Genomic DNA, 26,045 nt, shown 5'->3' on the forward strand with positions numbered 1-26,045 from the left:
AACAACAGGCCGCCCTCCAATAACAAAAAAAGAGCACGCAACAATCTTTGAGGGGAGCTTCGGCTCCCCTCAGTGCTTCCTGCCCTCCTCGTTTTCATCCTTGCCATTCTCCAGCTTGTCCACCACCCAGGGCATCACGCCCAGCACCAGCAGTGCCAGCACCGTGCTGATCACCGCCGTGGCCTCGCGCCCCATGCCCGCCGCCACACCAATGGCCGCCGTCATCCACAGCCCGGCAGCGGTGGTCAGTCCTTTGACGTGACTGACGTCCTCCTGGTCGCGGCCCTTGAGAATCGTCCCTGCCCCCAGAAAGCCGATCCCGGCGACAATGCCTTGCACCACCCGGCTCAAGGCCGCATCGTCGACCCCGGCCATGCGCGGCACCAGCACGAACAGGGCGGCGCCCAGGGCCACCAACATGTGCGTGCGCACCCCGGCGGCCTTGCCCTTGAGCTCGCGCTCGAAGCCCAGCACCGCGCCGAGCAACGCGGCCACCAGCAAGCGCACCGTCACCTGGGTCAGTTGCCGGGCATCTTCGATGTCAGCGAACTCGGCCACCAGGGTCAACCAGGCTTGATGCCACCAGGCGTCCATCGGCATGATTCCGATTCAGGGTCGTTAAAGCATGGACCGCCAGGCACAGACAAAAGTGCACCCTGATCCGCCGATCGGTGAGCGCCCGAAGCACAGGCCACGCCCTGCCTGTAGTGGGTGCGGTGGATAGTCGCAGGGCTATCAAGAGGCACCACGCCAGGCTCGATAATCCAAGGCCTGCGCAGAATTCACCGTTAATCTGATACGGTTTTTATCGAAATACCTGAGCCTGTTATGCAAACAGATGGGGCGCCATAGTGCTCTGGCCTGATCGAGGCCTGATGAGCGACGAACCATGAGCGATAGAATCCCCGTCCAGATCGTTGAAGTAGCCGAGCCTTCCCCCCTCAAGAAGAAGGTCGCCAGCAGCGACAGACAGATCCACACCCGCAGCTTCACCGGCTTTTTCCGTAACCTGCGCCTGGTTGGCGCGGGTTTCCTGTTCCTGCTGTTCTTCGGCACCGTGTGGCTGGACTGGAACGGTCGCCAGGCAGTGCTGTGGGACCTGGCCGACAGCAAGTTCCACATTTTTGGTGCGACCTTCTGGCCCCAGGACTTCATCCTCCTTTCGGCCCTGCTGATTATCTGTGCATTCGGCCTGTTCGCCATCACCGTGTTCGCCGGCCGGGTCTGGTGCGGCTACACCTGCCCGCAGAGTTCCTGGACCTGGATCTTCATGTGGTGCGAGAAGGTCACCGAAGGTGACCGCAACCAGCGGATCAAGCTCGCGGCCGCCCCCTGGAGCCTCAACAAGCTGGCCCGCCGCTCGGCCAAGCACACCCTGTGGCTGGCAATCAGCCTGCTGACCGGCCTGACCTTCGTCGGCTACTTCACACCGATCCGGCCATTGACCACAGAACTCTTCACCCTGCAACTGGGCGGCGTCAGCCTGTTCTGGATCCTGTTCTTCACAGGCGCCACCTACCTCAACGCCGGCTGGTTGCGTGAAGCGGTGTGCATGCACATGTGCCCCTACGCGCGCTTCCAGAGCGTGATGTTCGACAAGGACACCCTGGCCATTGCCTACGATCCGGCGCGTGGCGAGTCCCGCGGCCCGCGCAAGAAAGACAGCGACTACAAGGCCAAGGGCCTGGGCGACTGCATCGACTGTCAGATGTGCGTGCAGGTCTGCCCTACCGGCATCGACATCCGCGACGGGCTGCAGATGGAATGTATCGGCTGCGCGGCCTGCATCGACGCCTGTGACTCGATCATGGACAAGATGGGCTACGCCCGTGGCCTGGTCGGCTACAAGTCCGAGCACAACCTGCAAGGCGGCAAGACCCATTGGCTGCGTCCGCGCCTGCTCGGTTACGTGACGGTGCTGGTGGTGATGATCGGCGCCCTGGTCATCGCCCTGCAGCAGCGGCCGATGGTGTCGATGGATGTGATCAAGGACCGCGGCCTGTTCCGCGAGAACAACCTGGGCCAGATCGAGAACATCTACACCCTCAAGGTCATCAACAAGACCCAGCAACCCCAGCATTACCGCCTGCGTCTGGTCGATGCCCAGGGCTTCGAACTGCACGGCAAGACCGAGTTCACCCTGGCCGCCGGCGAAATGGGTGAGATGCCGGTGTCCGTGGCAATGCTGGCCGAGCGTGCCGAAAGCAGCTCCCGGGAATTGGCCTTTGAAGTGATCGACAGCGACCAGCCGGGTATCTCGACAATCGCCCACAGCCGTTTTGTCGCCCCTTTGAACCGTTGATCACATACACTTCGCAGCAATCGAAACGTCCTGAGCCATGATGAAACGCTACGAAAAATTTGCCGACGACATCGCCGAACTGATTCGCTCCGGGGTCCTGGGCCCCGGCCAGCGGGTGCCGTCCGTGCGCTACGCCAGCCAGACCCACGGGGTCAGCCCGTCCACGGTGTTCCAGGCCTATTACCTGCTGGAACGGCGCGGGCTGATCCGGGCGCGGCCGCGCTCGGGCTATTTCGTCAACGCCCATGCCCCGCGCCAGTTCAACGAACCGCAGATCATCGAGCAGGCCAGCGAGTCCACCGAGGTGGATGTCAGCGCACTGGTGTTCTCGATCCTCGACTCGATCAAGGATCCGCAAACCGTCGCCTTTGGCTCGGCCTTCCCCAGCCCCCACCTGTTCCCGCTGCCGCGCCTGGCCCGTTCCATGGCCAGCGCCAGTCGCGAGATGGACCCGCGCATGGTAGTCACCGACCTGTCGCCGGGCAACCCGCAACTGCGCCGGCAGATTGCCCTGCGCTACATGGTCGGCGGGCTGATGCTGCCGATGGAGGAACTGCTGATCACCAACGGTGCGCTGGAGGCCCTGAACCTGTGCCTGCAGGCGGTGACCGAGCCCGGTGATCTGGTGGCGATCGAGGCGCCGGCGTTCTATGCCTGCCTGCAAGTGCTCGAGCGCCTGAAACTCAAGGCGGTGGAAATCCCGGTGCATCCACGCGAAGGCATCGACCTGGGCGTACTGGCGCAAACCCTGGCCAAACACCCGGTCAAGGCCGTGTGGTGCATGACCAACTTCCAGAACCCGGTAGGCGCCAGCATGCCGGAGGAGAAAAAACAGCAACTGGTGGAACTGCTGCGCCAGCATCAGGTGCCACTGATCGAAGACGACGTCTATGCCGAGCTGTACTACGCCCAGCAGGCCCCCAAGCCTGCCAAGGCCTTCGATACCGACGGCCTGGTGATGCATTGCGGCTCCTTCTCCAAGAGCCTGGCCCCCGGCTACCGGATCGGCTGGGTGGCGGCAGGACGCTTCGCGCAGAAAATCGAACGGTTGAAACTGATGACCTCGCTCTGCGCCTCGATGCCGGCCCAGGCGGCGATCGCCGACTACCTGCAGCACGGTGGCTATGACCGTCACCTGCGCAAGCTGCGCTACGCGCTGGAAGAACAGCAAAACGCCATGCTCGCCGCCATTGCCCGCCACTTTCCGGCACAGACCCGGGTCAGCCACCCGGCAGGCGGCTATTTCCTGTGGCTGGAGCTACCGGAGCAGATGGACTCGCTCAAGCTGTTCCAGATGGCCCTGGCCCAGGGCATCAGCATCGCGCCCGGACCGATCTTTTCGCCGACCCAGCGCTTTCGTAACTGCATCCGCCTGAACTACGGCAGCCCCTGGTCCGAACAGTCGGAAAAGGCCATGGAAACCCTGGGCAGGATCGTGCGGTCTTTCTGAGCGCTCAGCGTGCCGCCCAAGTTGTCCATCGCCCCAGGGAACGCTACATTTTCTGGATACCCCTGGCCGGAACACCAGCATGCCGCCGAGCGAACTCCAGAACTTGCGCCAACAGCTGCAGGCGCTGCAACAGCACAACGAGCAGCTCAAGGCGCAACTGGCCGAGCGGCATGGTTCGCAGCAGCCGCCCCTCGACCAGGACCTGGCCGAAACCCAGCAGCGTTATCGCTTTTTGTTCGACACCATGGACGAGGGGTATTGCATCATCGAGTTCTTCGATGGCCCCCACGGCCCGCTCAGTGACTACATCCACATCGAAGCCAACAGCGCCTACGCCAAACATGCGGGCATCGAGAATGTGGTCGGGCAGAAGTTGCGGGAAATGGTACCCGCCGAAGCCGATGACTGGATCGCCCGCTACGGCCCCGTACTCCTGACCGGTCAGCCGGTGCGCTTCGAACAGGAGCTGGTGGCGACCGGTCGATACCTGGACATCTGCGCCTTTCGCATGGAACCGGCCAGCCGCAAGCAGGTGGCCGTCTTGTTCCAGGACGCCACCGCACGCAAGCGCGCCGAGTTCGCGCTCAAGCAACTCAATGAGGATCTGGAAGAGCGCGTTGCCCAGGCCGTGGCCGAGCGCAAGATCCTCACCGACGTGGTCGAAGCCACCCTGGCACAGATCCAGGTCATGGGCCTTGACATGCGCTGGCTGGCAATCAACAGCGCTGCTCGGGAGGAGTTCCGGCGCATGCTCGACGTGACGCCCGGTGTCGGCGACGAGCTGCTCGAATGCATCCGCCACCGTCCCGAGGATTGCACGCGCCTACTGGCGTTATGGAAACGTGCCCTGGCAGGAGAGCGATTTGTCGAGGTCACAGCGTTCAGCAACGGCACCCAGACCCGGCACTACGAAATGCGCTTCAGTGCCCTGCATGACAGCCAGGCCCGCCTGATCGGTGCCTACCTGTTCGCCTATGACATCACCGAGCGAGTCCATGAACAGGAGCGCCTGCACAAAGCCGAAGAGGCGCTGCGCCAGTCACAGAAAATGGAGGCAGTGGGACAGCTGACCGGCGGTATTGCCCATGACTTCAACAACCTGCTCACCGGCACGCTCGGCGCTTTGGAAATGGCCCGCAACCACATCGCCAAAGGCCGCTACCGGGATCTGGACCGCTTGCTCACCACTGCCGAAGAGGCCTCCAACCGCGCCGCCTCACTGATTCACCGGCTGCTGGCGTTCTCCCGACGCCAGACCCTGGAGCCCCGCCCCACTGATGTGAACCGGCTGGTGCGTGCAATGGCAGACCTGATCCGTCGCAGTGTCGGCCCACAGATCGAGGTCAAGGTGCTCACCGATGCCGACCTGTGGCGAGCCTGCATCGATCCGCCGCAACTGGAAAGCGCCCTGCTCAACCTGTGTATCAACGCCCGTGATGCACTGCCCCGGGGTGGACGGATCCTCATCGAGACCAGTAACCGGGAAGTGGACGAACAGGGTGCGACGTCACTGGATATGGCGCCTGGACAGTACCTGTGCCTGAGTGTCTCGGACAACGGCACCGGCATGTCTGCCGAGGTGCAGGCGCGGGCATTCGATCCATTTTTCACCACCAAACCGCCCGGACAGGGGACGGGCCTGGGGCTGTCGATGGCCTATGGTTTCGTTCGTCAGTCTGGTGGACAGGTACGCATCAAGTCGGAACCGGGCCAAGGTACGGCTGTGCACCTGTACCTGCCGCGCATGAACCTTGCAGCCATGCTGGCGGAGATGTCCTCCCCTATCCCCCACATACCGCGCGCACTGCAGGGCAGGACCGTGATGCTGGTGGATGATGATTCGACCATTCGCCTGCTGGTCGGCGAAGTCCTCAACGACCTGGGCTACACCACCCTGGTGTTCGGCGATGGCCATAGCGCCCTGCAGGCGTTGCAGGAAGACCGGGTGGTCGACCTGCTGATCAGCGATGTCGGCATGCCGGGAGGGATGAACGGCAATCAGTTGGTCAGCGCCGGCCGCAAACTGCGACCGGATCTCAAAGTGCTGTTCATCACCGGTTACGCCGAACACTCGATATTCGGCAACATCCAGTTCGACGCCTCGACCCGGGTGCTGACCAAGCCCTTTGGCTTCGACACCCTCACCGAACGGATCGCGCAAATGCTCGAAGGGTCGCAGCCGCAGCAGGCCTAACGCCCGCCGCCCAGATCGACGAAGCTGCCAGTGGAATAGGATGCCTTGTCGGACAGCAACCAGAGGATAGCCTCGGCGACTTCTTCGGCCTGTCCGCCACGGCCCATGGGAATGCCCGGTTCGAGCTTGCTGACGCGTTCGGCATCACCGCTCAGGGCATGAAAATCGGTGAAGATGTAGCCCGGCCGCACCGCATTGACCCGCACGCCTTCGGCGGCGACCTCCTTGGCCAGCCCCAGGGTGAAGGTGTCCAGCGCACCTTTGGAGGCGGCATAGTCGACATACTCGTTGGGCGAGCCGAGCCGGGCGGCGACCGACGACACGTTGACGATGCTGCCACCGCGCCCGCCATGACGGGTCGACATGCGCTGCAGTGCGTGCTTGGCGCACAGCATCGGCCCGACCACGTTGGTTTTCATCAACTTGAGCAGGCGAAACTCCGACATTTCCTCGACCCGGCTCTTGTGGCCGATGGTCCCGGCATTGTTGACCAGGGCGGTGATCGGGCCCAGCTCGGCGTCGACCCGCTGGAACAGACGAACGATCTCGTCCTCGACACTGACGTCGGCCTTGACCGCTATGGCTTCGGCACCCAGCTCGCGGACCTCGGCCAGCACCCGCTGGGCCGCCTCGTCGTCACTGAGGTAGTTGATGCAGATGCGATACCCTTCGTGGGCCGCCAGGCGTGCGGTGGCGGCGCCGATGCCGCGGCTGGCACCCGTGATCACGATGACTTTGTCCATGGTTACTCCTAGCTCGCCCTCGATGGCCTGTATCTCCCAAGGCTAACGCAGGAAGGGGGCAGGCGAAAAGCGCCCACCGGCTGACAAATCTGTAATCTGCAGCTCAGTTTGCTGACAGTCGTCGCTGGCTAATGTCGAGTCCATCTTCGTCACTGGACTGGCAACGACATGCTGCGAAACCCGACCCGTCGTACCTTCGTCAAAGGCTTCGCCGCCGGCAGCGCCCTGGCCGGCCTGGGCCTGTGGCGCCTGCCTGCCTTTGCGGCTGGCGCGCCCCTGGGCAATGAATTGAGCGGCCGCGACTTCGAGCTGTTCATCGGCCAGACGCCGGTCAACATCACCGGCAAGCCGCGCACGGCCCTGACCATCAACAACAGCCTGCCCGGCCCGGTGCTGCGCTGGCGCGAAGGCGACACCGTGACCCTGCGGGTGCGCAATCGCCTGGCCGAGCCGACCTCGCTGCACTGGCACGGCATCATCCTGCCGGCCAACATGGACGGCGTGCCGGGCCTGAGTTTTGCCGGCATCGAGCCCGGTGGCGACTACCTCTACCGCTTCACCCTGGAGCAGAACGGCACCTACTGGTACCACAGCCACTCCGGCTTGCAGGAGCAGGCCGGTGTGTACGGGGCGATCGTCATCGAGCCGAAGACGCCCGAACCTCACCGCTACCAGCGTGACTACGTGCTGCTATTGAGTGACTGGAGCGACCAGACGCCCGAGGCGCTGATGGCGACCCTGAAGAAACAGTCCGACGCCTTCAACTACCACAAGCGCACGGTCGGTGACTTCATCGATGACGTGGCCGAACAGGGTTGGTCGAAAACCCTGGCCGAGCGCAAGACCTGGGCCCAGATGCGCATGAGCCCCACCGACCTTGCCGACATCAGCGCAGCGACCTACACCTACCTGCTCAACGGCCAGCCACCGGACGGCAACTTCACCTGCCTGTTCCAGCCGGGCGAAACCGTGCGCCTGCGCCTGATCAACGGCTCGGCCATGAGCTACTTCGACTTTCGCATCCCGGGCCTGAAGCTGACGGTGATCGCTGCTGACGGCCAGCCGGTGCAACCGGTCAGCGTCGATGAACTGCGCATTGCCGTGGCCGAAACCTATGACGTGCTGGTGCAGACCGGCGACCTGCCCGCCTACACCCTGTATGCCCAGAGCATGGACCGCACCGGCTATGCACGCGGCACCCTGGCCCGCAGCGCCGGCCTCAGCGCCCCGGTGCCTGCGCCCGACCCACGACCGATCCTGACCATGGCCGACATGGGCCACGGTGGCATGGACGCCATGGGGGGCATGGATCACAGCCAGATGGGCAACATGGACCACAGCCAGATGGCGGGGATGGAAGGCATGGACCACGCGGCGATGACCGGCATGCAGACCCATCCGGCCAGCGAAACCGGCAACCCGCTGGTCGACATGCAGACCATGAGCCCCAAGCCCAACCTGGCCGACCCCGGCATCGGCCTGCGCAACAACGGCCGCCGGGTGCTGACCTATGCCGACCTGCGCAGCACCTTCGCCGACCCGGATGGCCGTGAACCGTCGCGGGAAATCGAACTGCACCTGACCGGCCATATGGAACGCTTCGCCTGGTCGTTCAACGGCATCAAGTTCTCCGACGCCCAGCCCTTGCGCCTGACCTACGGCGAGCGCCTGCGCATCACCCTGGTCAACGACACCATGATGGCCCACCCGATCCACCTTCACGGGCTGTGGAGCGACCTGGAGGATGAACAGGGCCGCTTTCTGGTCCGCAAGCACACCGTCGATATCCCGCCGGGCAGCCGCCGCAGCTATCGGGTCAGCGCCGATGCCCTGGGCCGCTGGGCCTATCACTGCCACCTGCTCTACCACATGGAGATGGGCATGTTCCGCGAGGTACGCGTCGATGAATGAAGTCTTCAATCGTCCACTGCTGGGCAGCCTGGCCCTGCTGGCCCTGCTGGCCAGCGAAGAGGTCCGGGCACAGGCGATGGATCACGGCGCGATGGGTCATGGCAGCATGAACCCTTCAGGCATGGATCACAGTGCCATGGGCCACGGTCAGGTCATGGACCACAGTGCCATGGGCCACGGCCCGGCCACACAGGCACCGCGCACAGCCCTGCGCCCGATCACCGAGGCGGACCGCCAGGCCGCCTTCCCGCCCCTGCCCGGGCATCAGGTCCATGATCGGCAGGTCAACTGGGCGGTCATCGTCGAACAGCTTGAATACCAGAACTTCGAGGACACCAGCGTCCTGAACTGGAATGCCAATGCCTGGATCGGCGGCGACATCGACCGCCTCTGGCTGCGCACCGAAGGCGAACGCGAAGAAGGCATCACCCACAAGGCCGAACTGCAGGCGCTCTGGGGACACGCCATCAGCCCCTGGTGGGAGCTGGTCGGCGGGCTGCGCCAGGATTTCAAACCGGCCAGTGGCCAGGCCTGGGCCGCGTTCGGTATCCAGGGCACGCCGCTGTATGGCCTGGAGCTGGAGGCCACCGCGTATGTTGGCGAGCGACAACAAACCGCGCTGCGGCTGGAGAGCAGTTACGCTATCCTGCTGACCAACCGCTGGATACTCGAGCCGTCCCTGGAGGCCAACTTCTTTGGCCGCAATGATGCGAGCCGCGATCAGGGCAGCGGCCTTGCCGACAGCGAGATCGGCCTGCGCCTGCGCTACGAGATCACCCGCGGCTTCGCCCCGTACCTGGGCGTCAGTTTCAACCGCAGTTACGGCAATGCCGCCGAGCAGCTGCGCGATGACGACGGCGATATCGGCCAGACCCGCCTGGTCGCCGGTGTGCGCCTGCGTTTCTAGAATCGGAGAATCACCATGCTGAGCAAGAAAATCGTCGCCTTCGGCCTGCTGGCCCTGAGCACCCTGGCCCAGGCCGGCCAGACCATCGACGTTTACCGCGACCCCAACTGCGGCTGCTGCAAGGAGTGGATCAGCCACCTGCGCGACAACGGTTTCACCGTCAACGACCATGTCGAGCCGAACATGAGCGCGGTCAAGCAGCGCCTGGGCGTTGCTCCACGCCTGGCGTCCTGCCACACCGGCGTGATCGACGGCAAGTTCGTCGAAGGCCACGTACCGGCCGAGCAGGTCAAGCTGCTGGCCAAGCGCAGTGACCTGCGCGGCCTGGCCGTGCCGGGTATGCCCATGGGTTCGCCGGGCATGGAAATGGGCGATCACAAGGATGCCTATGACGTCATCGGCTTGACCCGCGACGGGCGCGACGAAGTGGTCGCCACGTACTGATCAGCCCTCGATGTTGAGTGAATGGGCGCTGTTCTTCAGCGCCTTTGGCGCAGCGACGCTGTTGCCGCTGCAATCGGAAGCCGTGCTGGTCGGCTTGCTGGTGCGTGCCCCCGAGTCGGTCTGGAGCCTGTTGCTGATCGCCACCGCCGGCAATGTGCTGGGTTCGATCGTCAACTGGGTGCTGGGCCGCGGCATCGAACACCTGCGTGAGCGGCGCTGGTTTCCCTTCACCCCGACCCAGCTCGACAAGGCCCAGCAACGCTACCAACGCTACGGCCAGTGGTCATTGCTGCTGAGCTGGATGCCGGTGATCGGCGACCCGCTGACCCTGATCGCCGGCATCATGCGCGAACCCTTCTGGCGCTTCGTGCTGCTGGTCACCCTGGCCAAGGCCGGGCGTTATGCCGTGCTGGCCCTGGTGACCCTGGGCTGGCTGCAGCACTGACCCCTAGCGCCCCCATATCTGCGCTTCGGTCCAGCCCAGCTCGGCAAAATCCTGGGCACGCAGGTGCGCTTCCTCCTCACAGAAGAACTCGTCCAGCTGCGGTGGTCGCACCTCGGTGTCGCTGAGCATCGCATGCACCTGCCCGCGATGGTGGATCTGGTGCTCGAACAGGTGCGAAAGCAGACGCAAGCGCTGTTCACGCTGTACCCAGTCGGGCCGCACGATACTCACATAACGCTGCAACTGGTCGTCGCTCAGCTGGCTGCAATAGGCGATCAACCGATGATCGGCCTGGGCCTGCTCTTCCATGAGATCGCTACAGTTGGCAAACGGCTCCTGGGGTTCGAAAAAGCACTCGCTGTCGGCCTGCGGCGCCTCGCCGCGCTGCTCGGCCTCCAAGGCATTGAGGTAGTACCAGTCCACCGTGAGGATATGGTTGAGCGTGGCCTTGATCGAGCCGAAGAAGCTGCAACGCGGGGCCACGAACTCGTCCTGGGTCAGTTGCAGGCAGGCCTTGTAGAGCCTGTGGTTGGCCCAGCCGTTGTGGTAGGCCATGGTCAGCAAATGGTGCGATAGCGGCTGCATGATCGACTCCTTCAACAGAAGCGTTGCAGTTGCATCTCCCGCAAACGACTCAGGGTACGTCGGAACGGGAACTCCAGATACCCTTGAGTGTAGAGCGCTTCGAGGGCGACCTCGGCTTCAAGGTACAGGGCGATCCGACGGTCGTAGCATTCATCGACCAACGCGATGAAGCGCCGCACGCTGTCGTCGAACACCGACAACTGCGGCAACTCCCGGTCCCCAGCCAGCACCCGGCTGGCAGCGTCTTCAGTGCCCCGGGCAATTTTGGCCGGGCGCTGGCGTGCGCCCAGGGCCGGTACCTCGCCCAGCAGGATCGCCTGGAAGTCGTCGCACAGGCTCATGAAATCCATGGCGGCGAAGGGTTGCTCGCACAGGTCGGTGTAGCGGCACCAGATGACCTTGTCGCAGCGCTGCACCACGCCCAGTGGGCGGGAACCGATCAGCAGCGGTGCATCGGTGGCGGGCAGGCCGCTGCCCAGTTCGGCGAACACGCCAGACAGCGCGTTCGGATCCTGCACCCAGTAGCGCTGCTGTGCAGCCCCGGGGTGCAAGCGATGGTCCTGCTCGCCGGCCACGGCCAGCACCTGCATATGCTGCTCGATGGCGATAATGGCCGGCAGGAAGCGCTCGCGGTTGAAGCCATCGCGATAGAGTTGGTCGGGTGGCTGGTTGGACGTGGCGACGATCACCACACCGGCCTCGAACAGCACCTGGAACAGACGCCCGAGAATGATCGCATCACCGATGTCGTTGACGAACAGCTCATCGAAACACAGCACCCGGATCTCTTCGGCCAGGGACAAGGCCAGGGCCTGCAACGGGTCGGCGGTACCGTTGAGCTGGAACAGGCGCTGATGCACCCAGCGCATGAAGTGGTGGAAATGCTGACGCCGGGCGGGCACCTGCAGGCACTGGTGGAACTGGTCCATCAGCCAGGTCTTGCCGCGCCCTACCGGTCCCCAGAGGTAGACGCCCTGCGCCAGCTCACCCTGTTGCAGGGTTTCGAAGCAGCGTTGCAGGGCGGTGGCAGCCTGCAACTGGGCAGGGTCACTGACAAAGCCATCACGCTCGATGGCCTGCTGGTACAGCCGCAGGGGGGACTGTTCGGTGAAACAGGTCATGAAGAGCGCCTGTCGAAAAGGGATCCATTCTGGCGCTCAACAGCATCGCGGGGCAAGCCCGCGATGTGGGAGCCGGCGTAGCCGGCGATCGGATCGGTGCGCAGCCAGGCTGTACGCGGCGTCTGCATCGCAGGCTTCGCCAGCTCCCACAGGTTCACCTACAAAACCAGGCCTACCTTGAGCAATGCCCCGTCGGCGTCATCGGTGAGCAGATAGAGGTAGCCATCCGGTCCCACCCGCACATCACGGATCCGCGCCTTGAGCTCGCCCAGCAGGCGCTCTTCATGGACCACCTTGTCGCCGTCCAGCTCCAGGCGGATCAGTTCCTGGCCGGCCAGGGCACCGATGAACAGGTTGTGCTCCCAGGGTTTGAAGCGCGGGTTGTCGTAGAAGGCCATGCCACTGATGGCCGGCGACTTCTCCCAGACATGGTGCGGGTCGACCATGCCATCCATGTGTTCCCCCCTGGCCTCGGGAATCGGCAACAGCGAATAGTTGATGCCATGGGTCGCTATCGGCCAGCCATAGTTCTTGCCGGGCTTGGGAATGTTGATTTCATCACCACCGCGGGGGCCGTGCTCGTGGGTCCACAGCTCGCCCGTCCAGGGGTTGAGCGCCGCGCCCTGCTGGTTGCGATGACCGAAAGACCAGATTTCCGGGCGCACATTGGGTCGCCCGACGAAGGGGTTGTCCTTGGGCACCGTGCCATCCGGCAGGATGCGCACCACCTTGCCCTGCAGCTTGTCCAGGTCCTGGGAGGTGGGCCGCTGATCGTTCTCGCCCAGGGCGATGAACAGGTAGCCATCACGGTCGAACACCAGGCGTGAACCGAAGTGATTGCCCACCGATAGCTTGGGCTGCTGGCGGAATATCACCTGGAAGTCTTCAAGCCTGGCCTGGTCGGTAGACAATCGCCCACGACCGACCGCCGTGCCCGCCTTGCCGCCCTCGCCCACCTCGGCAAAGCTCAGGTACACCAGCCGGTCCTGCTTGAAGCCTGGCGACAGCGCCACATCGAGCAGGCCGCCCTGGCCCTTGGCCCAGACTTCAGGCACCCCGCTCAGTGGCGCACCGACCTTGCCCTCGGCGGTGATGATGCGCAGGTTGCCCGGGCGCTCGGTCACCAGCATGTCCTTTCCGCCCGGCAGAAAAGCCAGGGCCCAGGGGTTGCGCAGGCCTTCGGCCAGGGTGCTGACCCTGACGCTGCCTTCCTCGCTCTTGAAATCGCGCTCAGGGGCGCCATGGGCGAGCAACGGCAGCAAGGCTGCCGCCAACAACGTGGGAATCCAGCTGCGTACAGGCATCAGCGTCTCCTTCCAGGGAAGTGTGCGATCACGGCGTGCGGGTCGACTCGCGGGGTGGCCGGGTGGGCTCAAGGCGTGGTGCCGATTGCTCGCGGCGCATGTTTTCGCCATTGCCGATACCACGGTTCTCCACGGTCGGCTGGCGCACAATGGGTTGGGTCGAAGGGCCACGCACCGGCGGTGTGGCCTGCACACTCCCCTGGCGGCTATTGGGGTTGGCCCGCATGATCGGGCTGTTGTAGGGATTGTTCGGCGAAGCGGCCAGCTGCAATGGCTGCGCTGCCTGGACCGGCAGCCCCGACAGCAGGCACAGGGACAGCCCGGCCAGGCTCAACAAGGATCTGTTCACACGACCACCTCCTGCGCGAAACGACGCGCCCAAGCATTTGAATAGCCTAAGGCGCGTCGGGTTCACGAGAAAGCAGTGATTTCCTATAGGTGATTCACGATATTTCCTGGTTAACCGCCGACCTTATGCCGGGCGGCATACAGGCAGAGCATTTCCATGGCCAGGGTTGCCCCGGCCAGGGCGGTGATGTCGGCGTGATCGTAGGCAGGTGCCACTTCCACCAGGTCCATGCCCACCAGGTTGATACCGCGCAACCCACCGAGGATTTCCAGCGCCTGCACCGTGGTCAGGCCGCCGCACACCGGGGTGCCGGTGCCAGGCGCGTAGGCCGGGTCGAGACAGTCGATATCGAAGGTCAGGTACACCGGATGATCGCCGACCCGCTGGCGGATCGCCTCGATGATTGCCTCGCAGCCGCGCCGGTGCACCTGGCGTGCATCCAGCACGGCGAAGCCCTGGGTGTCGTCGTTGGTGGTGCGCAGGCCGATCTGCACCGAGCGCGCCGGGTCCACCAGCCCTTCGCGGGCGGCGTGCCAGAACATGGTGCCATGGTCGACCCGGGCGCCCTCCTCGTCTGGCCAGGTATCGCTATGGGCATCGAAGTGGATCAGCGCCAGCGGGCCGTGCTTGCGTGCATGGGCCTTGAGCAGCGGGTAGCTGATGAAGTGGTCGCCACCCAGGGTAAGCATGGCGCAACCCGCTTCCAGGATCTGCTCGGCGTGGGCCTGGATCGTCCCGGGTATCGTCTGCGGGCTGCCGTAGTCGAATGCGCAGTCACCGTAGTCGATCACCGCCAGGTGGTCGAACGGGTCGAAGGTCCACGGCCAGTGTCGGGCCCAGGCCTGCTGCACCGACGCCGCGCGAATGGCACGAGGCCCGAAGCGCGCACCTGGGCGGTTACTGGTGGCGGTGTCGAAAGGGACACCACTGACCACCACATCGACGCCTTGCAGGTTGCGGCTATAACGGCGCCTGGAGAAACTGGTGATACCGGCGAAGGTGTTTTCGGCGACGGTGCCATACAGGCTGTCGCGGGTCATGGCCTGGTCGTTGTCGGGGGCGAGATCCATCATCGGGCTCCTGGTCTGTTGTTACTGGCGGCTACGGAAAGTGGTCCACAGGCGGGTGCGCTGGCGCATGTCGGCCAGGGCCATGGTGCGGTCGGCAAACAGCCGCGCGCGCACTTCATCCGAGGGGTAGATATCGGGGTCGTTGCGCACCGCCTCGTCCACCAGTGGCGTGGCGGCCTGGTTGGCATTGGCGAAGAACAGCGTGTTGGTCAGGGGCGCCACCGAGTCGGGGCGCAGCATGAAGGCGATGAAGGCCCGTGCGGCTTGCGGGTGTGGCGCGTCCTTGGGGATCACCAGGTTGTCCTGCCAGACCAGGGTGCCTTCACGGGGGATCCGGTAGATCACCTGGAAGGGCTTGCCGGCGCGTTGCGCCTGGTCGGCGGCCATGGCCGCATCGCCGTTGTAGGTCAGTGCCAGGCACACGCTGCCGTTGGCCAGGTCGTTGATCTGCCGGCCGTTGGCCACGTAGCTGACCGAAGGCTGCAATTGCTTGAGTAGCGCCTGGGCGGCCGCCAGGTCGTCCTTGTTGCGGCTGTAGGGATCCTTGCCCAGGTAGTGCAGGACCACGCCGATCACTTCCTGGGGTGAATCGGACATGGCGATCCCGCAATCCTTGAGCTTGCTGGCGTACTCGGGCTTGAACAACAGGTCGAGGCTGTCCAGCGGCGCCTCGCCGACCCGCTGGCGCACGGCCTCAAGGTTCATCCCCAGGCCCAGGGTGCCCCAGGTGTAGGGCACCGCATACTGGTTGCCGGGGTCGACCTCGGCCAGCTTGGCCAGCAGGTCCTTGTCCAGGTTGGCGTAACCGGGCATGCCCTGCGCCTGCAGCGGTTGCAGGGCGCCGGCGGCCAGGGCCCGGGCCAGCAGGCTGGCCGACGGCACCACCACGTCGTAGCCACTGCCGCCGGTGAGCAACTTGGTTTCCAGCACTTCGGTGGTGTCGAAGGTGTCGTAGCGCACCTTGTAGCCGGTTTCCTTTTCAAAGCGCTGCAAAGTCTGGGGCGCCACATAGTCGGCCCAGCTGTAGAGATTGAGGATCTTTTCCTCGGCCTGCACCGGTAACGCCAGGATCAGGGAGAACAACCACAGGGATGTACGCATGTCGGGCACCTTTGTCAGTGGATGCCGCCAGCATGCCTGCCGGGTTACATTGCTAAAATGGCAAGTTACTTAACCTGACATTCATCCGGAGCAATGTTTGATGCTTGGACAACTGCACGACCTCGACCTGCACCTGCTGCGGCTGTTCGTCACTGTAGTCGAGGCCGGAGGCTTCAGTGCCGCACAGGGTGTGCTGGGCCTGAGCCAGCCGAGCATCAGCCAGCAGATGGCCCGCCTGGAAACACGCCTGGGCTACCGGTTGTGCAGTCGCGGCAAAGGCGGGTTTCGCCTGACCGCCAAGGGCGAAGTACTGCTCAAGGCCACCCGCGAATTGCTGGTGCAGATCGAAGCCTTTCGCCATCAAGCCAATGGCGTGGCCGGCCGTTTGCTGGGCGAAGTGCGCGTGGGGATTTCCGAAGCCCAGGACAGCGCGGTGACCCTGCGTCTGGCCCGTGCCATCGAGTGCTTTCGCCAGCGCGATGAATCGGTGCGCCTGGAGCTGGTCAGCGCCATGCCGGCCGACCTTGAGCGCCTGCTGTTGCAGCAGCGCCTGGACCTGGCCATCGGGTATTTCTCCGGCAAGCAGGCAGCGTTCGACTACACGCCGCTGTTCGAGGAAACCCAGCGCCTGTACTGCGCCAGCCATCACCCCCTGGCCAGGCAGGAAAGCGTAAGCCTGGAGGCATTGCGCGAAGCCGACCAGGTCGAGCATCCCTACCGTTTCCTGGACCCGCCCGATCCGTTGAGTGGCGGGCGCGCCTCGGCACGCTCCGAGCAGGTCGAGGGTGCCCTGGCGTTCATCCTCTCCGGGCGCCACATCGGCTACCTGCCCTGCCACTTCGCCGCGCCCTGGGTCGAGCGCGGGCAACTGCACGGGATGGACCCTGCGCTGAACTTCCAGGTGCCCTTCGTGCTGGCCCGGCACCGTGCCCAGGAGCCCGGCGACGCCCAGCAAGCATTCAACGCCGACCTGCTGGCCGCCTTCGCCTGACTCAGTAGGCCAGCGACCAGGTCAGGGTGTAGGTACGCCCGCGCCCCTGATAGTCATAGAGATAGGCCGGGCCGTAGGTCGGCGAGTAGAACAGGGTCGCCCGCTGGCCCCAGACCGTGCTGTACTGCTTGTCCAGCAGGTTCTGTATACCGGCGCTGAAGGTACCGAAGCCGGTGTCCTGGCTGCCCAGCAGGTCAAAGGTGGTGTAGCCATTGATCGTGTGGTCGGCATCGTCTTCGAGGGTGAAGGCATGGTTGGCCTGCAACCGTGCACTGCGCCCCTCGCCCTTCCAGCCGACGAAGGCAGTGGACTTGGACAAGGAGGCATAGCGGGCATCGCGCTTGATCCAGTCGCCGTCCGCGTCCTCTTCTTCGGAGCGCACCAGGTGCAGCGTGCTGCCGGCCTCCCAGCCGCTTTCGAAATGGCGGGTCAGCGCGCCTTCGAAGCCGAAGTCACGGCTCTTCTGGTCCTCGACGTTGATGGTCAGGGTCGCCATGTCGGTGGTGATGATTTTGTCCGACCAGATGTAGTACAGCGCGGCCTGGGCATCCCAGTCCAGGTCGGCGTAGCGCCAACCGAGTTCGACCTGCCGGCTCTTGATCCCCGCCAGCGGGTTGTCCTCGACGCTAAGGCCCGGCTTGCCGTAGTACTTGGCCGGGTCCGGCAGGTCGAAACCTTCGCCGTAGTTGGTCCAGACCTGATGACCGTTTTTGAAGTCGTAGATTGCCCCGAGATTGAACAGGTTGACTTGAAAGTCGTTGTTGCCTCCGGGCACGGACTTGAAGTCGCCGACGTCCACGTCCATCTGCTGGCGCCGAGCGCCACCGGAGAACGTCAGGTTTTCCGTTGCGTGCCAGTCCAGCTGGGCATAGTACGACAGGCCATCGACCCGGTAGCTGGGATAGCGTGGTGCTTCGCTGACCTTGTCCAGGTCCAGGCCGCCACTGTTGGATGAGGTCAGGGCATCGAAGGTGGTCTGGTCGGCATTGAAACGCTCGCGGTCCAGGTCCACACCATAGGTCAGCTTGAGGCTGTCCCACTGCTTGGCAAACAGCGCCTTGAGGCTGCTGACTTCGAAGTTCTGCTGCGAGGCGGCGAAGTACACCCCCTTCGCGCCGACAGGCTTGCCGGGGTTGTAGTAAGGGAACGGGTAGAAGTTGTCGTCTTCCTTGCGGTAGGACGCCTGCAGGTAGAAGTCCTGGCCGAGCACATCGCTGTGATGGTAGTTGGCATTGAGCAACAGACGCCGGGTGCGTGGCTCCAGGTCGGAGGAGTAGCCACTGCGCAGCTCGGCGTCTTCCAGGTCCGAAGGCGCGTTGTAGTTCAGATTGGGAAAGTAGATCCCGGTGCTGCCGTGGTTACCCGAGTCATAGTACTGGGCCAGCAGGTCAAGGCGTTGCTCGTCGTTGAACGCAAGACCCAGGCTGCCGAGCACATCGACGGTGCGGTTGTACTGCAGGTCGGTCTGGGTGTTGTCGATGAAGATCTGATCACCGGCGCCATCGTAGAAGGCTTCGTTCTGCTCGGCCGACACCCCCAAGCGTGCAGTGACCCGCTCGTTGCCGCCACTGACCGACTGGGCGACGCGGGTCGCCAGGTCGTCACTGTTGTTGAACCCGCTGCTGGCACCCAACTGGGTCTCGAAACGGGCAGGCCCGGCCTCACCCTTTTTGGTGACGATATTGATGATGCCACCGGTGGCCCCGCCACCGTAGATGGCGCTGGCGCCGGAAAGCACTTCGACACGCTCGACATTGAACGGCGAAATGCTGTCGAACTGCCGGGACAGGCCGCGGGAACTGTTCTGGCTGACACCGTCGATCATCACCAGCACGTTACGGCCACGCATGTTCTGGCCGTAGTTGGTCCGCCCTTCCGGCGCCAGGTCCAGGCCCGGCACCAACTTTCCGATGGCCTCCTTGAGGCTGACACCGCTGTTGATCTGCTCGTTGAGTTGCTGCTGGTCGACAACCCAGACAGTACCGGGAATCTCGCTGATCGACGTGCTGGTGCGCGACGCCACGCTGACCTCGATCGGTTTGAGGTTGACGCTTTGTGCCGCCGCGCGCTTGTGCAGGATCACCGTGTTGCGATCGCTGAATTGCCAGCTCATGCCGCTGCCGGCCAGCAGACGCTGCAAGGCCTGGGCAATGCTGTAATGGCCGTTGAGGGCGGGACTTTGCAACCCGGCAACGTCGGCACTGGTGAACAGCAGGTGCAGGCCGGCCTGGTCGGCGAACGCGGTCAGGGCCTGGTCAAGATCCTGGGCCGGCAGCTTCAGTGCAACTTCCCGCGCCTGTTGAGTACTGACGGCGCTCACGGCTTCAGCCGCGAGCACCTGCAAGGCGCCGGACAACGCGGCAACGGCGGTCGAGGCCAGCAGGGCGTGTTTGAAATAACCGGTGGAACGGGCGATTGGCTTGAGCGGACCCTTCACTGTTTTCTTCCAGGCAAATGTCTTGAATGAGAATGAATTGCTGATCAGTCTCACTACGACGATTGGGCGCAGAAGAACTTGCAGTGGGAATAAAAAAAAATTCGAGAGGACGCTGTCGCGGAGCAAGCCCCGTCAATAGACCACCGCCAACCAGGGCAGATAAGTCACTTTCAGCCCATAGCGCTGCTCCAGCGTGCGCAACAGCCCTTGTGGATCATTCAGGTCGAAGACCCCGCTGACCTGCATCGCCGCCAATTGCTGATCGGACAGCACGATGCGCCCGTGCTGATAGCGCTCAAGTTCGGCCAGCACCTCACGCAACGGCTTGCCGTTGAAGATCAGCTTGCCGCGCTGCCAAGCGGTCAGCGCCTGGGCATCGGCACTGGCCTGCAGTACGCGATCGCCAACCTGCGCCTCACCCTGGGCAATCACCACGCGAGGGTTGCCGCCCTCACGGCGTACGCTGAATACCGCCCCACTGCCCTGTACCACTTCGCCGCCAGCTTCGACGATAAAGGGGCGCGAATCCGGGGCCGGCTCGAACAGCGCTTCGCCGGCCGTGAGCAGAACCCGCCGCTCGCCATCGGCGTAAGCTACCGACAGGGCACTGGCACTGTTGAGCAGCACCCGGGAACCATCGGCCAGGGTGATGCGCTGCTGCTGACCCACGCGGGTGTGATAGTCAGCGAGCAAGGCCGGGGCCTGCTGCCAGCCGCCATAGCCCACCAGCGCCAACACCAGCGACGCGGCCAAGGCCTTCCCCCAGCGGCGGCGAGGTGGCGCAACGGCCAGCCCGACAGCCGCGTGCGTCTGCCCCAGGTCGCCCCACAATGCCTCGGCCTCCCGCGCCGCCTCGGCATGTGCAGGGCTCAGCTGGCACCAGCGCTGGTATCGCGCGCGGTCCGCCGTGGTGGCCGTGCCGGAGTGCAGCCGTACCTGCCAGTCGAGGGCATCGTCGGACAAATCGCTGATCGGCTGCGGTGCAGGCATGGAAAAGGCATCAGTCATGGGTGTGTTTGAGCCAGTCGCGGCAATGGCGCAAGGCCTGGCCAATGTATTTTGCCACCATGCTCTCGGAAACGCCCAACCGTTGTGCGATCTGCGCCTGGGTCAGGCCTTCGACACGGTTGAGCAGCAAGGCCTGGCGCGCATTGGCCGGCAGTTGCAGCAAGGCTTCGTCCAGTTGTCGCAGACGTTCGCGCGCCAGCAAGGCCGCCTCCGGTGCCGGCGCCGGGCATGGCAGCTCCAGCGCCGATTCACTGTCGGTCGGGGTGCAGGCCATGCGTTGTTCACGACGCAGGGTGTCGATGGCCAGGTTGCCAGCCACGCGGAAGATGAAGCTACGCGCATGCTGCACCGGCAGGTCCTGCTGCTCGATCCGGACCAGCTTGAGGTAGGTTTCCTGGGCAACGTCGGCGGCGCGCTGGCGATCGCTCATGCGCCGGGTCAGGAACTGCAGCAGGTCATCGTAATGTTCCTGGAAACTGGCAAGCAGCCCGGACACGGGAGACGTCAACATGAAAGGATTCGGTGGGCCTTGAGAACTGAAAACAACCGTTAATGAGAAACAGTATCGTTCATTAGCGCCTTTGCTTTCAACGCCGCCGTGCAATCGCCGCAGCCGGTCGCCACACCCAGGTCGCGATTACTTGGCGGCGGCCATCAACTTGTTGACTTCACTGCGCACCATGTTGGCGAACTCAGGCGGCGACATGGCGTCCAGTTCCGAACGTACCCATTCGGCCCACTTGCCCTTGCGCCGGGGCTTTTCGGCGATCAGCCGGGCGCCCTCGGCCTTGGCCTTGCCCAGGTTGGTCTGCCAGAGCTCGAACAGTCGTGCTTTCTCGTCCTCGATCTGCGCCCGTTCGGCGGAGCTCTTGTTGGCCAGATTGAAACTCATGAGGGATGTCCTGCCACTGCTAAATAGGCGCTATCTTACACCCTGGCGGGCGGCGGCCGGTAAACCGCTGCAACTTTCCGCGCCCGCCGGCATCCACTGTGCAATGCCCATCAACGACGAGGAAATGCCCATGGCCAGGAAAACCACCGTGCAAAATGATGGTGAGCAGATCAAGGACCAGGTCTTCAGCGAACTGCAGTCCCTGATCGAAGAGTCGGAGAAACTGCTCAACGACAGCGCCGCGCTGGTTGGCGAAGAAGCCGAAACCCTGCGCGCCCAGGTCGGGCTCAAGCTCAGGCAGGCCCGCGAGGCGGTCCATGGCGTGCGCAGCAGGGCACAACCAGTGGTCGAGGCCACCCAGGACTATATCGGCGGCCACCCGTGGCAAACGGTGGCGATTTCGGCGGGGTTCGGGTTGGTGGTGGGACTGTTGCTGGGGCGGCGTTCCTGATCGCAGGCTACGCCAGCTCCCACAACGTGAACCGGCTCCGGCCCTTTGTGGGAGCTGGCGTAGCCGGCGATACAGGCACTGCGGTCTCAACGCAAGCTCAACGCCTGCACCACCCCACAGGCAATCGCCATCCCCACCAAGCCCGGCAGGGTATCGGCCTGCATGCGTTTCATCACCCGCGACCGGTAAAGGTCGACGGTCTTCACACTGACTTCCAGCTGCTCGGCAATCTCGCGGTTGCTGAAACCCTGCACCAGGGGCACGAAGACATCCCGTTCACGCGGTGTCAGGCTGTCGATGCGCGTCTGTACCACTGCCCGCGGCGCACTGTCGGCAAGGTTCTGCTGCGAGCGTTCGAGGGCCGTCTGGACGGCATCCAGCAACAGCTGATCGTTGTAGGGTTTCTCGATGAAATCACAGGCACCGGCCTTGAACGCCCGCACCACGATAGGTACGTCCGCATGCCCGCTGAGGAAGATCACCGGCAGTTCGATACCGCGCCCACGCAGGGCCTCCTGCACACCCAGCCCGCCCATTCCAGGCATGCGCACATCGAGCAGGACACAGGCTGGCAGGTGCCCGTCACAGGCTTCGAGAAAGGCCTGGCCGCTGGTGAACGGCACGGCCTGGACGCCAACCGACTCCAGCAACCAGACCGTCGAGTCGAGCATGCCCTGGTCGTCGTCGACCACATAGACTTTGGATTGCTGCATCACACTTCCTCTATTCCGACGCCGCCACCGGCGCCAGCCGACAACACAAGACCAGCCCCCCGGCCGCACCCGGCATCGCCTGCAAGGTGCCGCCAAAGCCCTCAATGATACTTCGACTCATGCTCAAGCCCAGCCCCAAGCCTTCGGGCTTGCTGGTGGTGAACGGGGTGAAGATGCCGTCCAGGCGCTCGGCCGCCACCCCCGGCCCCTGGTCGCTGACCCGGATCTGCACCTGCCCCGCCGCCAGCTCGGCGCTGAGCACGATACGCGAAGGCTGGCCGCGGTGCTGCTCGCGGTTGGCATCGATGGCATTGCGCAGCAGGTTGAGCAGCACCTGTTCGAGCAGCACCCGGTCGGCGTACACCGTCGGCAGCGAATCGCCGAGTTGCTGTTCGATGCTGACCTGGTCACGCGCCGCTTCCCAGTCGCACAGACGCACCGCCTCGGCGGCCACATCGGCGATGGCCAGCGCCTGCAGGCGCCGGGGTTCCTTGCGCAGGAAGGCACGCAGGCGCTTGATCACCTCAGCCGCATGGGTCGCCTGCTCGGTGATGCGTTGCAAGCCCTGGGCGACCCGCCCGACCGCCTGTGGATCACGCTCCAGGGCCTGCAGGTAACGCTGGCTGGCACCGGCGTAATTGACCACGGCGGCCAACGGCTGGTTGATTTCATGGGCGATGCCCGAGGCCAGTTCACCCAGGGTGACCAGCCGTGCACTATGGGCCAGTTCGTCCTGGTGGCGCCGCTGCTGGCTTTCACGCAGTTCGCGCTCGGTCATGTCGCGGGCCACCAGCGAGTAGTAGCGCTCGCCCCCTGCAGCCCGATGGGCCAGCAGCACCAGCGATACCGGGAATGCCGCCCCACCCTGCCAGGGCGTCAGCCGCGTCTCGGCGTGCCAGACACCTGCCTGCTCTGCACATTGCCAGCCCTCACGGTCCAGGCGTTGGCGCAACAGCGGATCGAGCAAGGCCTGCAGGCTCGGCAGCGCCTGCACATCCTGCAGCCCCAGGGCCCGGCGCGCCGAGCGATTGAGGTAGCTCAAGCGCCCCTCGCGGTCGGTGAACAGCACAAGGTCGGTGTTGGCCTCCACCACTTCGGCCAGGCGCCGGCGGTTCTCCTCGGCTTCGATGCGCACAGTGATGTCGCGCGAGACGCTAACGATCTCCACCACCGCACCGGTGTAGGTTTCACGAATGGCCCGGCTGGCGATCTCGAACCACAGGTCACGCCCGTCGCGATGGCGCACCCGGCAGGTCATGGTCTGGTAGCCGTCCTGCTCCAGCGCCTGGGCGGCCTGCAGCAACGACTGCTGGCGGTCCTGGGGATGAAACAGCGATTGCACTGCCACCCCGCGCAACTCCTCCGGCCAGTACCCCAGCAGGCGGTAGGACGCCGGAGAGGCATCCAGGAAGCAGCCGTCGGGGCTGTGCCGGGAAATCAGGTCGGTGGTGTTCTCGGTGATCAAGCGATACAGGCGCCGCGCCTGGCTGGCCTCGCGTTCGGCCAGGCGCGAGGCAGTAGCGTCACGACAGCGCGCCAGTACCTGGTCGGTGCCGGTGGGGATGAAGGTCCAGAGCAGGATCTGCCCGGCCACCTGCGCTTCGACTTCACTGATGGCACGCGCCTGACTCAGGCAGGCACTGACCAGCGCCGGGTAGTTGCCCGGCAGCCAATGCTCGACCGACCGCTGCGGCCAGGGGCCCTGCAGGGCTTGCAGGGCCGGGTTGACGTCCAGCACGGCGGCGGACGCATCCAGGAGCACGGTCGGTTGAGGATCGCTGGCGAGCAAGGTCGTCATGGGCACGCTCAAAGGCTGGCTTGAAGGCTTATATAGTATTTATACCATATTGCTATAGTCTATCTTCCAAGTACCATAGCATTTCACGTAAAAATTGTGACATCGAAGGCCAGGCCTTCACGACACCTGATCAGAGCTAACAATCAGCCACCGGGGGTTACAGTCGCCATGCGGCGTCCCCCTGCACAGGAACATTGCATGTCGATCTTTTCCCAGGGCCTGGCGCCCGCCCCTGTCAATCACACGGCCCTCACTCCCCTGAGTTTCATCGAACGCACCGCAGCGGTCTACGGTCAGTACCCGGCCGTGATCCATGGCGCCATCCGCCGCAACTGGCAACAGACCTACGAACGCTCCCGGCGCCTGGCCAGTGCCCTGGCCGGACGTGGTATCGGCCAGGGTGACACGGTGGCGGTGATGCTGCCGAACATCCCGGCGATGCTCGAGGCACACTTCGGCGTGCCGATGATCGGCGCCGTGCTCAACGCCCTGAACGTGCGCCTGGATGCCGAAGCCATCGCCTTCATGCTCGAACACGGCGAAGCCAAGGTGCTGATCACCGACCGCGAATTCCACAAGGTCATTTCCGCCGCCCTGGCGCTGATGGAGTACCCGCCGCTGGTGATCGATGTCGATGACCCGGAGTATGGCGAAGGCCAGGCCGTCAGTGACCTGGACTACGAGGCCTTCCTTGCCGAGGGCGACCCCGACTTTGTCTGGCTGTGGCCCGAAGACGAGTGGCAGGCGATCTCCCTCAACTACACCTCCGGCACCACCGGCAACCCCAAGGGCGTGGTCTACCACCACCGTGGCGCCTACCTCAATTCCCTGGGCAACCAGATGACCTGGGCCATGGGCAACCACCCGGTGTACCTGTGGACCTTGCCGATGTTCCACTGCAACGGCTGGTGCTACCCCTGGACCGTTACCGCCCTGGCCGGTACCCATGTATTCCTGCGCCGGGTCGACCCGCAAAAAATTCTCACCCTGATCCGTGAGCACCAGGTCACCCACCTGTGCGGCGCCCCCATCGTGCTCAATGCCCTGATCAACATGCCCGACTCGGCCAAGGCGGCCATCGACCATCCGGTCAACGCCATGGTCGCCGGCGCGGCGCCACCGGCCAAGGTCATCGGCGCGGTCGAGGAGATGGGCATCAAGGTCACCCACGTCTACGGCCTGACCGAAGTCTACGGCCCGGTGACCGTCTGCGCCTGGCACGCCGAGTGGGACGAACAGCCCCTGGCCGAGCGGGCGCGGATCAAGTCGCGCCAGGGCGTGCGCTACCCGACCCTCGAAGGCCTGATGGTCGCCGACCCGCAGACCCTGGAACCTGTGCAGCGTGACGGCAACACCCTGGGCGAGATCTTCATGCGCGGCAACACGGTGATGAAGGGCTACCTGAAAAACCCCGAAGCCACGGCCGAAGCCTTCCGTGGCGGCTGGTTCCACACCGGCGACCTGGCAGTCTGGCACCCCGACGGTTATGTCGAGATCAAGGACCGGCTCAAGGACATCATCATTTCCGGTGGCGAGAACATCTCCACCATCGAGGTCGAAGACACCCTCTACAAGCACCCTGCCGTGCTCGAGGCCGCCGTGGTCGCCCGTCCGGACGAGAAATGGGGCGAAACCCCTTGTGCTTTCATTACCCTCAAGGCCGGCTTCGCACAAACCCGCGAGGCCGAGATCATCAGCTTCTGCCGTGAACACCTGGCCGGCTTCAAGCTGCCCAAGACCATCGTCTTCAGCGAGCTGCCGAAAACCTCCACCGGCAAGATCCAGAAGTACCTGTTGCGCGACTGGGCCAAGGCGCTCTGACCCCTTAA

At 64.3% G+C, this 26,045-nt stretch carries 23 protein-coding genes and 1 pseudogene; 10 read left to right on the forward strand and 14 right to left on the reverse strand.

The features are described from left to right. Window positions 1-69: 69 nt before the first annotated feature. Window positions 70-594 carry an MgtC/SapB family protein gene (locus tag ACIQUS_RS22185; RefSeq protein WP_403051496.1) on the reverse strand — a complete coding sequence of 175 codons (525 nt, stop codon included), beginning with the start codon at window positions 592-594 and terminating at the stop codon, window positions 70-72. Window positions 595-889: 295 nt separating this feature from the next. On the opposite strand from ACIQUS_RS22185, the gene ccoG reads away from it, so the two are divergent. The 3 genes from ccoG to ACIQUS_RS22200 all read left to right on the forward strand — a co-directional run bounded on the left by ccoG (window position 890) and on the right by ACIQUS_RS22200 (window position 5,946). After that, entirely contained in the window at window positions 890-2,302 is a 1,413-nt protein-coding gene (gene ccoG, locus ACIQUS_RS22190) for a cytochrome c oxidase accessory protein CcoG (protein ID WP_403051499.1), read from the forward strand. A gap of 40 nt (window positions 2,303-2,342) precedes the next feature. Beyond that, complete coding sequence (gene mapR, locus ACIQUS_RS22195) at window positions 2,343-3,752, forward strand: GntR family transcriptional regulator MpaR (RefSeq protein WP_403051502.1); 1,410 nt, start codon at window positions 2,343-2,345, stop codon at window positions 3,750-3,752. 79 nt (window positions 3,753-3,831) lie between these two features. Further along, window positions 3,832-5,946: an ATP-binding protein gene (locus ACIQUS_RS22200; protein ID WP_403051505.1), complete on the forward strand. Its 2,115-nt coding sequence runs from the start codon at window positions 3,832-3,834 to the stop codon at window positions 5,944-5,946. Here the strand turns inward: ACIQUS_RS22200 and ACIQUS_RS22205 are convergent. Next, window positions 5,943-6,689: an SDR family oxidoreductase gene (locus ACIQUS_RS22205; protein ID WP_403051508.1), complete on the reverse strand. Its 747-nt coding sequence runs from the start codon at window positions 6,687-6,689 to the stop codon at window positions 5,943-5,945. The genes ACIQUS_RS22200 and ACIQUS_RS22205 overlap by 4 nt on opposite strands. 171 nt (window positions 6,690-6,860) lie before the next feature. On the opposite strand from ACIQUS_RS22205, the gene ACIQUS_RS22210 reads away from it, so the two are divergent. Genes ACIQUS_RS22210 through ACIQUS_RS22225 form a run of 4 tightly spaced genes read left to right on the forward strand, consistent with a single transcriptional unit; the run spans window position 6,861 to window position 10,396 of the window. After that, a complete protein-coding gene (locus tag ACIQUS_RS22210) occupies window positions 6,861-8,600 on the forward strand; it encodes a copper resistance system multicopper oxidase (protein ID WP_403051602.1) in 1,740 nt (579 codons plus the stop codon). Beyond that, entirely contained in the window at window positions 8,593-9,507 is a 915-nt protein-coding gene (locus ACIQUS_RS22215; protein WP_403051511.1) for a copper resistance protein B, read from the forward strand. Before ACIQUS_RS22210 ends, ACIQUS_RS22215 begins: the two co-directional genes overlap by 8 nt. A 15-nt stretch (window positions 9,508-9,522) precedes the next feature. Then, the gene (locus ACIQUS_RS22220) at window positions 9,523-9,951 is read left to right on the forward strand and encodes a DUF411 domain-containing protein (protein ID WP_403051514.1); all 429 of its coding nucleotides are present in this window, start codon (window positions 9,523-9,525) and stop codon (window positions 9,949-9,951) included. A gap of 10 nt (window positions 9,952-9,961) precedes the next feature. Next, window positions 9,962-10,396, forward strand: coding sequence for a YqaA family protein (locus ACIQUS_RS22225; protein ID WP_403051517.1), 435 nt, complete (start codon window positions 9,962-9,964; stop codon window positions 10,394-10,396). 3 nt (window positions 10,397-10,399) lie between these two features. On the opposite strand, the gene ACIQUS_RS22230 is transcribed toward ACIQUS_RS22225, so the two are convergent. From ACIQUS_RS22230 to ACIQUS_RS22255, 6 genes are all read right to left on the reverse strand, one after another. Then, complete coding sequence (locus ACIQUS_RS22230) at window positions 10,400-10,981, reverse strand: DinB family protein (RefSeq protein WP_403051520.1); 582 nt, start codon at window positions 10,979-10,981, stop codon at window positions 10,400-10,402. Window positions 10,982-10,992: 11 nt separating this feature from the next. Beyond that, the gene (gene zapE, locus ACIQUS_RS22235) at window positions 10,993-12,102 is read right to left on the reverse strand and encodes a cell division protein ZapE (RefSeq protein WP_403051523.1); all 1,110 of its coding nucleotides are present in this window, start codon (window positions 12,100-12,102) and stop codon (window positions 10,993-10,995) included. 158 nt (window positions 12,103-12,260) lie between these two features. Then, window positions 12,261-13,406 (reverse strand): PQQ-dependent sugar dehydrogenase, encoded by a 1,146-nt coding sequence (locus ACIQUS_RS22240; RefSeq protein WP_403051526.1) that lies wholly within the window; start codon window positions 13,404-13,406, stop codon window positions 12,261-12,263. Window positions 13,407-13,434: 28 nt separating this feature from the next. Then, on the reverse strand, window positions 13,435-13,755 hold the full coding sequence (locus ACIQUS_RS22245; protein WP_403051529.1) for a hypothetical protein: 321 nt from the start codon (window positions 13,753-13,755) through the stop codon (window positions 13,435-13,437). A gap of 110 nt (window positions 13,756-13,865) precedes the next feature. Beyond that, window positions 13,866-14,825: an agmatinase gene (gene speB, locus ACIQUS_RS22250; RefSeq protein ID WP_403051532.1), complete on the reverse strand. Its 960-nt coding sequence runs from the start codon at window positions 14,823-14,825 to the stop codon at window positions 13,866-13,868. Window positions 14,826-14,846: 21 nt separating this feature from the next. After that, window positions 14,847-15,926, reverse strand: coding sequence for an extracellular solute-binding protein (locus tag ACIQUS_RS22255; RefSeq protein WP_403051535.1), 1,080 nt, complete (start codon window positions 15,924-15,926; stop codon window positions 14,847-14,849). A 100-nt stretch (window positions 15,927-16,026) separates the two neighbouring features. Here ACIQUS_RS22255 and ACIQUS_RS22260 point away from each other — a divergent pair, with 100 nt between their 5' ends. Continuing rightward, a complete protein-coding gene (locus tag ACIQUS_RS22260) occupies window positions 16,027-16,917 on the forward strand; it encodes a LysR family transcriptional regulator (RefSeq protein WP_403051538.1) in 891 nt (296 codons plus the stop codon). A gap of 1 nt (window position 16,918) precedes the next feature. On the opposite strand, the gene ACIQUS_RS22265 is transcribed toward ACIQUS_RS22260, so the two are convergent. The 4 genes and pseudogenes from ACIQUS_RS22265 to ACIQUS_RS22280 form a co-directional block, all read right to left on the reverse strand. Continuing rightward, the gene (locus ACIQUS_RS22265) at window positions 16,919-19,354 is read right to left on the reverse strand and encodes a TonB-dependent siderophore receptor (protein WP_403051541.1); all 2,436 of its coding nucleotides are present in this window, start codon (window positions 19,352-19,354) and stop codon (window positions 16,919-16,921) included. A gap of 132 nt (window positions 19,355-19,486) precedes the next feature. Beyond that, window positions 19,487-20,362, reverse strand: a complete 876-nt coding sequence (locus tag ACIQUS_RS22270) for a FecR family protein (RefSeq protein WP_403051544.1) — start codon at window positions 20,360-20,362, stop codon at window positions 19,487-19,489. A gap of 1 nt (window position 20,363) precedes the next feature. Further along, window positions 20,364-20,873, reverse strand: a pseudogene (locus ACIQUS_RS22275) (RNA polymerase sigma factor); the annotation flags it as partial. A gap of 126 nt (window positions 20,874-20,999) precedes the next feature. After that, on the reverse strand, window positions 21,000-21,254 hold the full coding sequence (locus tag ACIQUS_RS22280) for a hypothetical protein (protein WP_285860876.1): 255 nt from the start codon (window positions 21,252-21,254) through the stop codon (window positions 21,000-21,002). A 130-nt stretch (window positions 21,255-21,384) separates the two neighbouring features. On the opposite strand from ACIQUS_RS22280, the gene ACIQUS_RS22285 reads away from it, so the two are divergent. Next, entirely contained in the window at window positions 21,385-21,705 is a 321-nt protein-coding gene (locus tag ACIQUS_RS22285) for a YqjD family protein (protein WP_403051548.1), read from the forward strand. 86 nt (window positions 21,706-21,791) lie between these two features. On the opposite strand, the gene ACIQUS_RS22290 is transcribed toward ACIQUS_RS22285, so the two are convergent. Together ACIQUS_RS22290 and ACIQUS_RS22295 are read right to left on the reverse strand one after the other, a co-directional pair. After that, window positions 21,792-22,418 carry a response regulator transcription factor gene (locus ACIQUS_RS22290; protein ID WP_403051551.1) on the reverse strand — a complete coding sequence of 209 codons (627 nt, stop codon included), beginning with the start codon at window positions 22,416-22,418 and terminating at the stop codon, window positions 21,792-21,794. Between the two features lie 10 nt (window positions 22,419-22,428). Then, window positions 22,429-24,216 (reverse strand): PAS domain S-box protein, encoded by a 1,788-nt coding sequence (locus tag ACIQUS_RS22295; RefSeq protein WP_403051554.1) that lies wholly within the window; start codon window positions 24,214-24,216, stop codon window positions 22,429-22,431. Window positions 24,217-24,414: 198 nt separating this feature from the next. Between ACIQUS_RS22295 and ACIQUS_RS22300 the strand changes: the two genes are divergently transcribed. Then, window positions 24,415-26,037 carry an acyl-CoA synthetase gene (locus ACIQUS_RS22300; RefSeq protein WP_403051557.1) on the forward strand — a complete coding sequence of 541 codons (1,623 nt, stop codon included), beginning with the start codon at window positions 24,415-24,417 and terminating at the stop codon, window positions 26,035-26,037. Window positions 26,038-26,045 lie beyond the last annotated feature (8 nt).

The sequence above is a fragment of the Pseudomonas sp. NPDC090755 genome (assembly GCF_044769005.1).
Lineage (GTDB): Bacteria > Pseudomonadota > Gammaproteobacteria > Pseudomonadales > Pseudomonadaceae > Aquipseudomonas.